A 15,228-nucleotide genomic window follows, 5' to 3' on the forward strand; every position below is an offset into this window, starting at 1 on the left:
ATTTCAAGAGAGGGCATAGGCTCTCTCTTTTTTTAAATTTTAGATGCCTTGTTAAAAGGCTATACTTTTCTTTCAAAATTACCACGAGGTAGATGCAATGTTAAATAGCTTATACTCAGGAAATCGTCTTAGGGTTGACTTCTCTAATGTCGTTAAGGAGATAGACGTTCCGAACCTACTACAACTACAAAAAAAGAGCTTTGATAATTTTTTAAATCTAAATAACAATCAAACAGAAAGCGGTATAGAAAAAGTTTTCAAATCAATCTTTCCAATACATGATCCGCAAAATCGTTTGACTTTAGAATATGTTGGCTCAGAAATTGGAAAACCAAAATATACAATTAGAGAGTGTATAGAAAGAGGTCTTACATACTCTGTAAATTTAAAGATGAAAATACGTCTTATCGTTCATGAGAAAGATGATAAGACAGGTGATAAAGTTGGTGTTAAAGATATAAAAGAACAAGAAATTTTTATACGCGAAATTCCACTAATGACTGATAGAATTTCATTTATTATAAATGGTGTTGAGCGCGTTGTTGTTAATCAACTCCATAGAAGTCCAGGTGTTATTTTTAAACAAGAAGAGAGTGCGACTGTTGCAAATAAATTAATTTATACAGCTCAAATAATACCTGATCGTGGCTCTTGGCTACATTTCGAATATGACACAAAAGATATTTTATATGTTAGGATAAATAAACGTAGAAAAGTGCCAGTAACTATATTATTTAGGGCGCTTGGATATAAAAAACAAGACATTATTAAGTTGTTTTATCCAATACAAAATTTAATTATCAAAAATAACAAATTCTTAACTCTTTTTAATCCTGAAGATTATTTGGGAAGAGTTGAATATGATATAAAAAACGAAGATGGAGAAATTCTTCACCAAGCAGGCAAGCGTCTAACGAAGAAAAAAGCTGATAAGTTGATCGAGGATGGTGTAAAATTCGTTGAATACCCAGTTGAAGCACTTATTGGTAGATATTTGGCAAACCCTGTAATAAATACAGAGAGCGGAGAAATTTTATATGATACACTATCTGCTCTTGACGAGAATAAACTTGCAAAAATTTTAGCTGAGCATGAAAGTATTGAGATTATAAATAACTCTGCTGCTGGTGTTGATGATGCAATTATAAATTCTTTCATAGCTGATAACGATATGCTTAAGGTTTTAAAACAAACTGAGGGTGTGGATGATGAAAATGATCTTGCGGCTATTAGAATTTATAAGGTTATGAGACCAGGAGAGCCGGTTGTAAAAGAGGCTGCAAAGAGTTTTGTAAATGATATGTTATTTAATCCTGAGAGATACGATTTAACAAAAGTTGGTCGTATGAAAATGAATCATAAGCTCTCTCTTGATGTGCCAGAATACGTTACTTTACTAACAAGTGAAGATATCATAAAAACTGCAAAATATCTTATAAAAGTTAAAAATGGACAAGGTCACATTGATGACCGCGACCATCTTGGTAACCGCCGTATAAGGTCAATCGGTGAGCTACTTGCTAGCGAACTTCACCTCGGTTTTGTAAAGATGCAAAAGGCTATCCGCGATAAATTTACAAGCTTAAGCAATAATACTGAAGAGATTATGCCATACGACCTCATTAATCCAAAAATGATTACTGCTACGATTATGGAATTTTTTACAGGCGGTCAGCTAAGCCAGTTTATGGATCAGACAAACCCACTTAGTGAAGTTACTCACAAGCGCCGTCTATCTGCACTTGGTGAGGGTGGCTTAGTAAAAGAGCGTGCTGGATTTGAGGTGCGTGACGTTCACCCAACTCATTACGGTAGAATTTGTCCAGTTGAGACTCCAGAAGGTCAAAATATTGGTCTTATCAATACGCTTTCAACCTATGCAAAAGTGAATGATCTTGGCTTTGTTGAAGCGCCTTACAAAAAAGTTATAGATGGCAAAGTGACTGATGATATAGTTTACTTGACCGCAACTCAAGAAGAGGGCAATGTTATAGCTCCGGCATCAACCAAACTTGATGAAAATGGACACATCGTTGAGGACTTGATTGAGGTTAGAAAAGATGGTGAGATGATGCTTGCCCGTAGAGAAGATGTTACTTTGATCGACCTTTGTTCTGGTATGATAGCTGGTGTTGCAGCTTCACTTATTCCATTCCTAGAGCATGATGATGCTAACCGTGCTCTCATGGGCTCAAACATGCAACGTCAGGCAGTCCCACTACTTCGCTCAACTGCTCCTATTGTTGGAACAGGTATGGAGAGCGTTATCGCAAGAGATGCATGGGAAAGCGTAAAAGCAAAACGTAGTGGTGTGGTTGAAAAGGTTGATAATAAAAATATATTCATTTTAGGCGAAGACGAAGCTGGTCCATATATCGATCACTACTCTTTGGAGAAAAATTTAAGAACAAACCAAAATACGACTTTTTCTCAACATCCGACAGTTAAAAAAGGTGATGAGATCGTTGTCGGTCAAATAATTGCTGACGGCCCAAGCATGGAAAAAGGCGAGCTAGCTATCGGTAAAAATGCACTAATTGCATTTATGCCTTGGAATGGCTACAACTACGAGGACGCGATCGTCATTAGCGAAAAAATGATACGTGAAGATGCTTTTACGAGTGTTCATATCTACGAAAAAGAGATCGAGGCTCGTGAGTTAAAAGATGGTGTTGAAGAGATAACAAAAGATATACCAAACGTCAAAGAAGAGGAGCTTATGCACCTTGATGAAAGTGGTATCGTCAAAATTGGTACAGAGATCAAGCCTGGTATGATCCTTGTTGGTAAAGTATCTCCAAAAGGCGAAGTTAAGCCAACTCCAGAAGAAAGATTACTACGTGCGATCTTTGGTGAAAAGGCTGGCCACGTGGTAAATAAATCGCTTTACGCTTCAGCTTCGATGGAAGGCGTGGTTGTTGATGTTAAAATTTTCACCAAAAAAGGATATGAAAAAGATAGCAGAACAAATAAAGCTTACGAAGAAGAGAAGACACTTTTAGAAAAAGAACATCATGATAGACTACTTATGCTAGACCGCGAAGAGATGCTAAAAGTTACAGCACTTCTTTCTAAAAATCCACTAGCGAGTGATCAAGAGGTAAATAAAAAAGAGTATAAGAAAGGCTCAAAGATCAATAAGGCTGATCTTGAAAATATAAATAGGTTTACTCTAAATGCTATCGTTAAAAGCTTTTCAAAAGATATCCAAAAGAAATATGACGAGCTAAAAAATTACTTCCAAAATGAGAAGAAAAAGCTTAAAGAAGAGCACGATGCTAAGATAGAAATTTTAGAAAAAGATGACATTTTACCAAGCGGCGTTGTAAAGCTTGTAAAAGTTTACATAGCTACAAAACGCAAACTAAAAGTCGGCGATAAGATGGCTGGACGTCACGGTAATAAAGGTATCGTTTCAAATATAGTTAGAGAAGTCGATATGCCGTATCTTCCAAGCGGTCAGATCGTTGATATCGTGCTAAACCCACTTGGCGTTCCAAGCCGTATGAATATCGGTCAAATTTTAGAGAGCCACCTTGGTCTTGTTGGCTATCGCTTAGGCGAGCAGATAAATGAAATTTTTGAAACTAAAAAAGGCGAGTGGATAAAAGAGCTAAGAGCTAAGATGATAGAGATAGCAGGTGTTGCTAAGCTAATGGATGCTAAAAAAGCTCTTGGTAAGATGAGTGACGAGAAGCTTCTTGAACACGCAAAAGATTGGAGTAATGGCGTAAGATTTGCAACTCCGATTTTTGAAGGCGTTAAGGCTGATGAATTTGCAAAATTATTTGAGATGGCAAAGATAGATAGTGACGGCAAAACTGAGCTATACGATGGACGCACAGGCTCAAAGATAAGAGAACGCGTTAATGTTGGTTGTATGTATATGCTAAAACTTCACCACTTGGTTGATGAGAAAGTTCACGCAAGAAGCACTGGACCATATAGCCTTGTTACACAGCAACCTGTCGGTGGTAAGGCACTATTTGGTGGTCAAAGGTTTGGTGAGATGGAGGTTTGGGCACTTGAGGCTTATGGTGCCGCTCATACACTAAGAGAGATGCTAACTGTAAAATCAGATGATGTTGAGGGAAGACTTTCTGCTTACAAAGCTTTAACAAGAGGTGAAAACGTTCCTGAGACTGGTATCCCTGAGACGTTCTTTGTTCTAACAAACGAGCTAAAATCACTAGCTCTTGATGTAGAAGTATATGATGAGGATGAGACAAATGAAACTAACTAATTTAAAACCAGTTGAGATAAAAGAAGAGCATAGACCTCGTGATTTTGAAGCTTTTCAACTTCGTTTAGCAAGTCCTGAGAAGATAAAATCTTGGAGTTATGGCGAGGTTAAAAAGCCAGAAACCATCAACTACCGCACGCTAAAACCTGAGCGTGACGGCTTATTTTGTGCCAAAATTTTTGGACCGATCCGTGACTACGAGTGCCTTTGTGGCAAATATAAAAAGATGCGTTATAAAGGCATCAAGTGCGAAAAATGCGGTGTTGAAGTAACGACATCTAAGGTTCGTCGCTCTCGTATGGGTCACATCGAGCTTGTAACTCCAGTGGCTCACATCTGGTATGTAAATTTCTTACCAAGCCGTATTGGTGCGCTTCTTGGTATTAAGATGAAAGACCTTGAGCGCGTACTTTACTATGAGGCATACATTGTTGATAATGCTGGCGAGGCTTATTACGACAATGAAAATTCTAAAAAAGTTGAAAAATACGACGTTTTAAATGAAGAACAATATCAAAGCCTAGCTTCAAGATATGAAGAGACTGGTTTTACGGCTAGAATGGGTGGCGAGGTCATCTATGATATGCTAGCTGAGCTTGATTTGATGGAAATTTTAAATCAGCTAAAAGAAGAGATGGAGTCTACAAATTCTGAGGCTAAGAAAAAGACTATCGTAAAACGCCTAAAAGTTATCGAGAGCTTTTTAAATTCAGGTAACCGCCCAGAGTGGATGATGATAACAAATTTACCAGTTCTTCCACCTGATCTTAGACCGCTAGTCAGCCTTGATGGTGGTAAATTTGCTGTTTCAGACGTAAACGACCTATATCGCCGTGTAATAAACAGAAATAGCCGTCTAAAACGTCTACTTGAGCTTGATGCGCCTGAGATTATTATCAGAAACGAAAAGAGAATGCTTCAAGAGGCTGTTGATGCGCTATTTGACAATGGCCGCAGAGCAAATGCAGTAAAAGGTGCAAACAAGCGCCCGCTAAAATCACTAAGCGAGATCATCAAAGGTAAGCAAGGTCGCTTCCGTCAGAATTTGCTAGGTAAGCGTGTTGACTTCTCTGGACGTTCTGTTATCGTCGTTGGTCCAAAGCTAAAGATGGATCAGTGTGGTCTTCCAAAGAAAATGGCTCTAGAACTATTTAAACCACATTTGCTTGCTCGCCTTGAAGAAAAAGGCTATGCAACAACTGTTAAGCAAGCTAAAAAGATGATAGAAGATAAGACAAATGAGGTTTGGGAGTGCCTAGAAGAGGTCGTTAAAGACTATCCAGTTATGCTAAACCGTGCTCCAACACTTCACAAGCTTTCTATCCAAGCGTTTCACCCAGTGCTTGTTGAAGGCAAGGCGATTCAGCTTCACCCACTAGTTTGTGCGGCGTTCAACGCAGATTTTGACGGTGACCAAATGGCTGTTCACGTGCCACTATCACAAGAGGCTATCGCTGAGTGCAAAATTTTAATGCTTAGTTCAATGAACATCTTACTTCCTGCAAGTGGTAAGGCTATCACAGTTCCTTCACAAGATATGGTTTTAGGAATTTATTATTTAAGCCTAGAGAGAAATGACGAAAAAGGCGCAAATAAAATTTTCTCAAGCGTTGATGAAGTAATGATCGCTGAAGAGGCTAATACTCTTGGTCTTCACGCTAAAATTAAGACTATGGTTGATAATAAGATCATCTTCACAACAGCCGGTCGCTTGATCTTAAGAGCAATACTTCCTGATTTTGTTCCTGAAAATATGTGGAATAAGATCATGAAGAAAAAAGATATTGCAAATTTGGTTGATTACGTTTATAGAAATGGCGGTCTTGAAGTAACGGCCGACTTCCTTGATAAGCTTAAAAATTTAGGCTTTAGATATGCAACAAAAGCGGGAATTTCTATCTCTATTGCTGATATCATCGTACCTGATAGCAAGCAAAAATATATTGACGAAGCTAAGAAAAAAGTTCGCGAAATTCAAAAGCAATACGGCGCTGGTCTTTTAACAGATAGTGAGAGATACAACAAGATCATTGATATCTGGACAGATACAAACAACAGCGTTGCAAGCGAGATGATGAAGCTTATCCAAAACGATAAAGGTGGATTTAACTCAATTTATATGATGGCAGACTCAGGTGCGAGAGGTAGTGCAGCACAAATTCGCCAGCTAGCTGGTATGCGTGGTCTTATGGCAAAACCTGATGGTTCGATCATTGAAACACCGATCATTTCAAACTTCCGTGAAGGTCTAAATATAATGGAGTACTTTAACTCTACCCACGGAGCTAGAAAAGGTCTTGCAGATACAGCGCTAAAAACAGCCAACGCCGGTTATTTAACAAGAAAACTAATCGACGTTGCTCAAAATGTTAAAGTAACAATGCACGACTGCGGTACGCACGAGGGCGTTGAAATCACAGATATTACTGAGAGTGGCGAGCTAATAGAAAGCCTTGAAGAAAGAGTATTAGGCCGTGTTTTAGCAGATGATGTGATCGATCCTATAACAAATGAAATTTTATTTAGCGAAGGCACATTACTTGATGAAGAAAAAGCTAGAGCTATAACTGAGGCTGGTATAAAATCAGTGAGCATTAGAACGCCTATCACGTGTAAGGCACCAAAAGGCGTTTGTGCAAAATGCTACGGCTTAAATTTGGGTGAGGGCAAACTTGTAAAACCAGGTGAAGCAGTTGGTATCATTTCAGCTCAATCTATCGGTGAGCCAGGTACACAGCTAACACTAAGAACATTCCACATAGGTGGTACGGCTTCTACTGAGCAACAAGATCGTCAGGTAATCGCTCAAAAAGAAGGTTTTATTAGATATTACAACCTTAATACTTATGATAACGGTGATAAGAAGATCGTTGCAAATAGAAGAAGTGCAGCTGTGCTACTTGTTGAACCAAAGATTAAATCAACGATTGACGGCAAAATAGAGATCGAATATGCCCACGAAGATGTAAATATCGTGATAAAAGGTAAAAAAGAAGAGGTTAAATATACAATTAGAAGAAACGATCTTGCTAAACCAAATGAATTAGCTGGTGTTAGCGGAAAGATCGAAGGAAAGATGTATATACCTTATGTAAGTGGCGATAAGGTAAAAGAGAATGAAAGTATCGTTGAGATCATAAAAGAGGGTTGGAATATCCCAAATCGTATCCCATACGCTAGTGAACTTAAAATTTCAGACGGAGATCCTGTAACTCGTAAAATTTTAGCCGACGCAAATGGTGTGGTTAAATTTTTCATACTAAAAGGTGATTACCTTGATAGGGTTAAAGATATCAAAAAAGGTCACAAGGTAACTGAAAAAGGTTTCTTTGTGGTTGTTTCTGATAAAGATGGACGTGAGGCGGTTCGCCATTATATCCCAAGGAATTCTATCATCCAAGTTTCTGATAATGATGCAGTTGAGAGAGCTACTGTAGTTTCATTACCTGAAAAAGATGATAAGTTGATTATTGCTGAGTGGGATCCATACTCAACTCCAACTATTGCTGAAGAAGCCGGTGTGGTTAGCTTTGAGGATATTGAACCAGGATACAGCGCTACTGAGCAAGCTGATGAAGCGACTGGACAAAGACGTCTTGTTATCAATGAGTATTTGCCAAGCGGTGTAAAACCTGCGATTATTATCGCTACTAAAAAAGGAAATTTAATTAAGTATCCGCTTGATCCAAAAACTGCGATCTTTGTCTCAAGTGGTGATGAAGTAGCTCAGGCTGATATTTTGGCCAAGACCCCAAAAGCTGTTGCTAAGTCAAAAGATATTACCGGCGGTCTTCCAAGAGTTAGTGAGCTATTTGAAGCAAGACGCCCTAAAAATACAGCTATCGTTGCAGAGATTGATGGTGTGGTTAGATTTGACAAGCCACTTCGCTCAAAAGAGCGCATAATTATCCAAGCAGAAGATGGCACGACAGCTGAGTATTTGATCGAGAAGAGCCGTCAGATCCAAGTAAGAGACGGCGAATTTGTCCATGCTGGCGAGAAACTAACAGACGGACTAATCTCAAGCCATGATATCTTAAGAATTCTTGGTGAAAAGGCGCTTCACTACTATTTGATCAGTGAAATTCAGCAAGTTTATCGTCGCCAAGGTGTTGCGATCGCTGATAAGCACATCGAGATCATCGTCTCTCAAATGCTTCGCCAAGTGAAAATCGTTGATAGCGGAAATACAAATTTCATTGTTGGCGATATGGTTTCAAGAAATAAATTTAAAGAAGAGAACGAGCGCATCATGAACATGGGCGGTGAGCCAGCTATTGCTGAGCCGATCTTATTAGGCGTTACAAGAGCAGCTATCGGAAGTGATAGTGTAATCTCTGCTGCATCGTTCCAAGAGACAACTAAGGTCTTAACAGAAGCATCGATTGCTGCTAAATTTGACTATCTTGAAGATCTAAAAGAGAACGTTATCCTCGGACGTATGATCCCAGTTGGAACAGGTTTTTATAAAGATAAAAAAGTAAAAATCAAAGAAAACTAGTCCTTTAAGCCCCTATTTTGGGGCTTAACCTCTTTATAAAATTAAATCAATTAAAAATTTACAAGCTATTAACTATCACCTAATAAAATCATTGTCTTTAAATCACATTATGGAGAATTTATGAAAAACGTTGATCTTGGACTTTTGTTTATACGTTTAGGACTCGGTATCTGCCTTTTTATGCATGGTTTTGGTAAAATTTTACATGGACTTAGTGGAGTAAAAGGTATATTAGTAAATGCTGGATTACCTGGATTTTTGGCATATTTTTCTTACCTTGGAGAGCTCTTAGCACCCATCATGTTAATTATTGGTTTTTATTCAAGAGTAGGCGCTATCCTAGTTTTAGGTACTAGTATTACTATTTTATACTCGTACTATGGATTTGCAAATTTATTTGCATTAAATGAGGTTAATGGCTTTAAATCGGAACTTATCTATCTTTATATTGCTATTTCACTTTGTATTCTTTTGATAGGTAGTGGCAAATATGCTATCAAACAAGACTAATACAAAATAAAGACAGCAGAGTTTTATAAAATCAAGAATTTATAAAATCAAGAATTAGATGAGTAAGTCTAACTTATTAACCGTTATTTAAGTTTATTTTAAATAAAATTAGGTCTTTTTAATAAATTTAGTTGAAAGGAATTATTGTGCCAACCATAAATCAATTGGTCAGAAAAGAACGCAAGAAAGTGATTGTTAAGTCAAAATCTCCAGCGTTAAAAGAGTGCCCTCAAAGAAGAGGAGTTTGCACTAGGGTTTATACTACAACTCCTAAAAAACCAAACTCAGCTTTGAGGAAAGTTGCCAAAGTCAGGCTAACAAGCGGTTTTGAAGTCATCAGCTATATCGGTGGTGAAGGTCACAACCTACAAGAACACAGTATCGTTTTAGTTCGCGGCGGTAGGGTTAAAGACTTACCAGGTGTTAAATATCACATCGTTCGTGGTGCACTTGATACTGCTGGTGTTGCAAAAAGAACAGTTTCTCGTTCTAAATATGGTGCGAAACGCCCTAAAGCTGGCGCTGCAGCTGCAACAAAAAAGTAAAAATTTAGGTTCGCAGACGTTGCTAAAATTTGCAAACGTTTGAGTAAAATTTCATAAAAATTTGAAGGAAAGATCAAAATGAGAAGAAGAAAAGCCCCTGTAAGGGAAGTCTTACCTGATCCGATTTACGGAAATAAAATAATCACTAAATTTATTAATTCTCTTATGTATGATGGCAAAAAAAGCGTCGCTACTGAGATAATGTATGGTGCTATTAAAGCCATAGAAAAGAAAAATGCTGAGGTTAAAGGCATTGACGTTTTTAACGATGCTATTGAAAATGTAAAACCTATTTTAGAAGTTAAATCACGCCGTGTTGGTGGTGCTACTTATCAAGTACCAGTTGAGGTTCGCCCAGCTCGCCAACAAGCTCTTGCTATTCGCTGGCTTATAACTTACGCTAGAAAGAGAAGCGAAAGAACTATGATAGATAAACTAGCGAATGAGCTCTTAGATGCGGCAAACTCAAAAGGTGCATCTTTCAAGAAGAAGGAAGATACTTACAAGATGGCAGAGGCTAATAAAGCATTTGCTCACTACCGCTGGTAAGAAAGAATTAGTATGGCAGAGAGAAAAACGCCTTTACATAAGGTAAGAAATATCGGTATTGCGGCTCACATTGATGCTGGAAAGACAACTACTAGTGAGAGAATTTTATTCTTTACTGGTATGAGCCATAAAATAGGTGAGGTTCATGATGGTGCTGCTACCATGGACTGGATGGAACAAGAAAAAGAGCGTGGTATTACTATTACTTCGGCTGCAACTACGGCATTTTGGAAGGGTTATCAAATAAACCTAATTGACACTCCGGGACACGTTGACTTTACTATCGAAGTTGAGCGTTCTATGCGTGTCCTTGACGGTGCTGTTTCAGTATTTTGTTCTGTTGGTGGTGTTCAACCACAATCAGAAACCGTTTGGAGACAAGCAAATAAATATCACGTACCAAGAATTGTTTTTGTTAATAAAATGGACAGAATTGGTGCAAATTTCTTTAGAGTTGAAGAGCAGATCAGGGAAAGACTAAAAGCAAACCCAATTCCTATTCAAATTCCTATAGGTGCTGAGGATAACTTTAGAGGTGTGGTTGACCTTGTAAGAATGAAAGCTTACGTTTGGAATGATGAGAAAAAGCCAACTGACTATGTTGAAGAAGAAATTCCAGCTGAAGTTAAAGAAAAAGCAGAGGAATACCGTGCAAAACTAATCGAAGCAGTTTCAGAGACAGATGATAGCTTGATGGAGAAATTTTTTGCTGGTGAAGAGCTAAGTGAAGAAGAGATTAAAAAAGGCATAAAAGCAGGGTGCTTGAGAATGACTATCACGCCTATGCTTTGTGGAACCGCGTTTAAAAACAAGGGTATTCAACCTCTACTTGATGCTGTTGTTGATTACTTGCCAGCTCCAGATGAAATTGAAGCTATTAAAGGCGTATATGAAGATGGTACTGAAGTAACTGTTGAAAGCACTGATAATGGTGAATTTGCAGCTCTTGCATTTAAGATTATGACTGATCCATTTGTTGGACAGCTAACATTTATTCGTGTTTATAGAGGAAGCTTGGAAAGTGGTAGCTATGCTTATAATACCGTTCAAGATAGTAAAGAGAGAATCGGTCGTTTGCTAAAAATGCACTCAAATAAACGTGAAGAGATTACTGAGCTTTTCGCTGGTGAGATCGGCGCTGTTGTCGGTCTAAAAAATACTCTAACAGGTGATACTCTAGCTAGCGAAAAAGATAAAGTTATCCTTGAGAGAATGGACTTCCCTGAGCCAGTTATTAGTGTTGCGGTTGAGCCAAAAACAAAAGCAGATCAGGAAAAAATGGCAATAGCGCTTCAAAAACTAGCTCAAGAAGATCCAAGTTTTAGAGTTAGTACAGACGAAGAGAGTGGTCAAACTATTATTAGCGGTATGGGTGAGCTTCACTTGGAGATCATAGTTGATCGTATGCTTCGTGAATTTAAAGTTGATGCAGAGGTTGGACAACCACAAGTTGCTTATCGCGAAACTATTCGTAAGACAGTTGAGCAAGAATATAAGTATGCTAAACAATCAGGCGGTCGTGGTCAATATGGTCACGTATTTTTACGTATTGAGCCACTTCCAGCTGCTAGTGGATTTGAGTTTGTTAATGATATCAAAGGTGGTGTTGTTCCAAAAGAATATATTCCGGCTGTTGAAAAAGGTTGTAAAGAGGCACTTCAAAGTGGTGTTCTTGCTGGTTATCCAGTCGAAGATGTTAAAGTTACACTATTTGATGGTAGCTACCATGAAGTTGACTCGTCTGAAATGGCATTTAAGCTTGCTGCTTCAATGGGTTTTAAGGAAGGTGCTAGAAAAGCAGGTGCTGTTATTCTTGAACCTATGATGAAGGTTGAAGTTGAAACTCCAGAAGAGTATATGGGTGATGTTATAGGCGACCTTAATAAACGTCGTGGCCAAGTAAATTCAATGGATGATAGAAATGGTGTGAAGATTATTGCAGCTTATTGTCCATTAGCTCAAATGTTTGGCTATTCAACAGATCTTCGCTCAATGACTCAAGGTCGTGCAACTTACTCAATGGAATTCGATCACTACGAAGAAGTTCCTAAAAACGTAAGTGATGAGATCATTAAAAAGAGAAATGGCTAATTAACCAAAGAAGGGCAGAGTAATCTGTCCTTCAAAAATTATTTATTCTGATAAAATCTATCTACAAAATATATAAATTGTCCTCATAGCTCAGCTGGATAGAGCGTAGAATTCCTAATTCTAAGGCCACAGGTTCGAACCCTGTTGGGGACACCATCATATAATCATCTTTATAAAATACAAAATACTCAAACAGGTGTATACCAAAACATACAATTAAGATATAGCAATTTATAAAAAATATTCTTATGAAGATCGGCAAATAGAGTAAAATAAAAAACAAAGAATAGACTTTTAAAAATATGATCACTAAAATCAAAGAAAATTTTATAAAAAGCGTAATGGTAAATGACTATATTTTCATCAATCTAGTCGGTTTATCTATAGATGCATTTGTAGTAGATTTAGTTTTTATTAACACGTTATATTATTAATTTTTATCAAAACTAATAAATTTTATCAACAAAAATTTTTATATATTTAATAATCCGTGCTAACATTTCAAAAATTTATTTAAGGAGAGTAGATGAAAAAAATTTTACTTTTAGGAGCTGTTTGTTGTATGTTGTCAGCTGATGTTAAAACCGTTAATATAAGCCCAGATGAGATCAAAAAATATGATCAGATTATCGATATAAGAACTCCATCTGAGTGGCAAGAGACTGGCGTTATCGCAGGTGCAAAGACTATAACTTTTAATCCAAACGATAAGAGTGCATTTTTAGAGGAGCTTTCAAAGGCAGTTGATATCAAAAAACCTATTGCTCTTGTTTGTAGAAGTGGTAGAAGAAGCACAGCAGCAGCTGCAGCAATAGATAGCTCAGATCTTAAGATAATAAATTTAGATGGAGGTATGAGCAGTTTGATCGAGCAAGGCTACAAAACTACACCTTATAAAAAATAGATAAATTTTTGTGATCCTACATTGACTACAAGATAAATTTATTTTGTAGTCAAATTTTATATCAAATAATAAAATTTATTATTTGATTAACCACCGATTAACTCTAACTATATATAATTTTATCATATTTATAATAAAAAAGGAGACAAAATGTCAAAAGTTATTTTACAGTTAAATGTTATTCAGGCTGATGCAAATGCACTTTATATTAAATTTCACGACCTTCACTGGAATGTAAAAGGTATTCAATTTTTTAGCGTTCATGAATACACAGAAAAAGCTTATGAAGATATGAGTGAGATATTTGACGATGCAGCTGAGAGAGCTCTTATGCTTGGTGGCAGACCTATCGTCAAGGCTGAGGAGCTAGCAAAAGTTACTCATATCAAACACGAGCCAAAAGAAATTTACACTCCAACTGAGGTTTTAGAGATTGTCTTGGCTGATTATAAACACCTTTTGGGCGAGTTTAAAAAGCTTGACGAGCTTGCAGAAGGCGATACAACAACTCAAATGTATGCACAAGATCAAATCGCAAAATTTGAAAAAGCGATCTGGATGCTAAACGCAACACTTAGCAAATAACTACTAGCGGGAGTTTTCCCGCTCTATCTAAATAAATTCTACTTTTTGGCGATATTGATTTTATAAATTTTAAGGAGCCAAAATGAAAATTTCTCAAATCGCAAACTCATATAATAGTTCAAGCCTAAAAGAAAATGTAAAATCAGAAATTTCACTTCATAAAGATGAAAAGGATATCTCTAAAAAAGAGTCTGAAATTACAAATTTAACAGCCAAAGATATTTCAAATAGCTACTTTTTGCAGTATCAAAAAGAGATCGTTAAAAGCAGTAGTTCAAATTTATTAGCTCAAGGTGGCTTAAGCTTTAATGCGCCTAAAAATTTATCAGAAATTTTATCAGGCCTTGATCTTACAAATATCGGCTATAATGGTAAATCTTTAAACGAGCTAACTAGTGACGAGGCAAATGATCTTATTAGCGAGAATGGATTTTTTGGTATCGCAAATACGGCTGATAGGATAGCTAGCTTTGTGCTAAATGGTGCAGGCGATGACGTGGAAAAACTAAAAGCTGGTAGAGAGGGTGTAGCAAAGGGTTTTGAGGATGCGAAGAAAATTTGGGGAGGTGAGCTTCCTGAAATTTCTCAAAAGACTATTGAAAAGACCCTTGAGACACTTGATAAAAAGATCGCCGAGCTTGGCGGCAACGTTTTAAATGTTTCAGCTTAACTATCTTAGGTAGGCTCGCCTAAGATAAATTTGTATGATCGTGTATATAAATTTAAATACAAGCCTTTAATTTCCCACAAAATTTATTTAATCTTAAAAGTTATACTTTGCCGTTTTACACTAAGGAGAAGAGATGAAAGCTAAAATTTTACTTCCACTGGCAACTACTATCATGTTTTTGGGTTGCTCATTTTTTGAGGACAACCCACCAGTGCGAAAACAGCCAAGACAGGTCATACAAAATACACCAGCAAAAAGCTCGATCAAAGGTTTTATAAAAGAGGTTACTTATAAAGATTCAAAATACTGCTATGAAATAGTGGCGAGCGATACAAAAAACCATAAACTTAATAAAGCAAATTTTTGTGCAAATAGATACTATTATGATAAAGGCGACTTGGTCTATGCAACCTTTTATGCAGATAAACTTATAGATATGCTTCTTATAAAAGAGGGTGGCTCTAGTGGCTTATATAATGGTATAAAAAAGCCGCAAAATGAAGTGATTATTAAAAGAAAAAATGTAAAAACAAATATCGAAGTGCCAAAAGAGGAAAAAATTTCTTTTTAATTACCGTTGATTTACTGCTTGCTTATATAATTTCAACAGCAATCAAAACTAGAACTCCT

General features: G+C 37.0%; 10 protein-coding genes and 1 tRNA gene. All 11 read left to right on the forward strand.

The features are described from left to right. The first annotated feature begins 97 nt into the window (after positions 1 to 97). Complete coding sequence (rpoB, locus tag CVT17_RS03490) at positions 98 to 4,243, forward strand: DNA-directed RNA polymerase subunit beta (protein ID WP_107858709.1); 4,146 nt, start codon at positions 98 to 100, stop codon at positions 4,241 to 4,243. Beyond that, positions 4,230 to 8,744 (forward strand): DNA-directed RNA polymerase subunit beta', encoded by a 4,515-nt coding sequence (rpoC, locus tag CVT17_RS03495; RefSeq protein ID WP_021091033.1) that lies wholly within the window; start codon positions 4,230 to 4,232, stop codon positions 8,742 to 8,744. Before rpoB ends, rpoC begins: the two co-directional genes overlap by 14 nt. Before the next feature lie 120 nt (positions 8,745 to 8,864). Next, positions 8,865 to 9,254: a DoxX family protein gene (locus tag CVT17_RS03500; RefSeq protein WP_084040682.1), complete on the forward strand. Its 390-nt coding sequence runs from the start codon at positions 8,865 to 8,867 to the stop codon at positions 9,252 to 9,254. Between the two features lie 146 nt (positions 9,255 to 9,400). Further along, positions 9,401 to 9,799, forward strand: coding sequence for a 30S ribosomal protein S12 (gene rpsL / locus CVT17_RS03505; protein ID WP_103649434.1), 399 nt, complete (start codon positions 9,401 to 9,403; stop codon positions 9,797 to 9,799). 78 nt (positions 9,800 to 9,877) lie between these two features. Further along, positions 9,878 to 10,348 carry a 30S ribosomal protein S7 gene (gene rpsG, locus CVT17_RS03510; protein ID WP_021090980.1) on the forward strand — a complete coding sequence of 157 codons (471 nt, stop codon included), beginning with the start codon at positions 9,878 to 9,880 and terminating at the stop codon, positions 10,346 to 10,348. Positions 10,349 to 10,360: 12 nt separating this feature from the next. Then, positions 10,361 to 12,439: an elongation factor G gene (gene fusA / locus CVT17_RS03515; RefSeq protein ID WP_084040680.1), complete on the forward strand. Its 2,079-nt coding sequence runs from the start codon at positions 10,361 to 10,363 to the stop codon at positions 12,437 to 12,439. Between the two features lie 79 nt (positions 12,440 to 12,518). Then, positions 12,519 to 12,595, forward strand: a tRNA-Arg gene (locus CVT17_RS03520). A 370-nt stretch (positions 12,596 to 12,965) separates the two neighbouring features. Then, positions 12,966 to 13,343, forward strand: coding sequence for a rhodanese-like domain-containing protein (locus tag CVT17_RS03525; protein ID WP_021090898.1), 378 nt, complete (start codon positions 12,966 to 12,968; stop codon positions 13,341 to 13,343). 150 nt (positions 13,344 to 13,493) lie between these two features. After that, positions 13,494 to 13,928 carry a Dps family protein gene (locus tag CVT17_RS03530; protein WP_021090517.1) on the forward strand — a complete coding sequence of 145 codons (435 nt, stop codon included), beginning with the start codon at positions 13,494 to 13,496 and terminating at the stop codon, positions 13,926 to 13,928. Between the two features lie 82 nt (positions 13,929 to 14,010). Further along, on the forward strand, positions 14,011 to 14,598 hold the full coding sequence (locus tag CVT17_RS03535; protein ID WP_107858708.1) for a hydrogenase-4 component G: 588 nt from the start codon (positions 14,011 to 14,013) through the stop codon (positions 14,596 to 14,598). Positions 14,599 to 14,731: 133 nt separating this feature from the next. Next, the gene (locus tag CVT17_RS03540) at positions 14,732 to 15,169 is read left to right on the forward strand and encodes a hypothetical protein (protein ID WP_107770531.1); all 438 of its coding nucleotides are present in this window, start codon (positions 14,732 to 14,734) and stop codon (positions 15,167 to 15,169) included. Positions 15,170 to 15,228 lie beyond the last annotated feature (59 nt).

Origin of the sequence: Campylobacter concisus (genome assembly GCF_003048775.2) — a bacterium.
GTDB lineage: Bacteria > Campylobacterota > Campylobacteria > Campylobacterales > Campylobacteraceae > Campylobacter_A > Campylobacter_A concisus_I.

What these genes read in the sequence shown, in the direction of transcription:
- rpoB (WP_107858709.1), top strand. Translation starts at nt 98, where the DNA reads ATGTTAAATAGCTTATACTCAGGAAATCGTCTTAGGGTTGACTTCTCT.
- rpoC (WP_021091033.1), top strand. Translation starts at nt 4,230, where the DNA reads ATGAAACTAACTAATTTAAAACCAGTTGAGATAAAAGAAGAGCATAGA.
- CVT17_RS03500 (WP_084040682.1), top strand. Translation starts at nt 8,865, where the DNA reads ATGAAAAACGTTGATCTTGGACTTTTGTTTATACGTTTAGGACTCGGT.
- rpsG (WP_021090980.1), top strand. Translation starts at nt 9,878, where the DNA reads ATGAGAAGAAGAAAAGCCCCTGTAAGGGAAGTCTTACCTGATCCGATT.
- fusA (WP_084040680.1), top strand. Translation starts at nt 10,361, where the DNA reads ATGGCAGAGAGAAAAACGCCTTTACATAAGGTAAGAAATATCGGTATT.
- CVT17_RS03525 (WP_021090898.1), top strand. Translation starts at nt 12,966, where the DNA reads ATGAAAAAAATTTTACTTTTAGGAGCTGTTTGTTGTATGTTGTCAGCT.
- CVT17_RS03530 (WP_021090517.1), top strand. Translation starts at nt 13,494, where the DNA reads ATGTCAAAAGTTATTTTACAGTTAAATGTTATTCAGGCTGATGCAAAT.
- CVT17_RS03535 (WP_107858708.1), top strand. Translation starts at nt 14,011, where the DNA reads ATGAAAATTTCTCAAATCGCAAACTCATATAATAGTTCAAGCCTAAAA.
- CVT17_RS03540 (WP_107770531.1), top strand. Translation starts at nt 14,732, where the DNA reads ATGAAAGCTAAAATTTTACTTCCACTGGCAACTACTATCATGTTTTTG.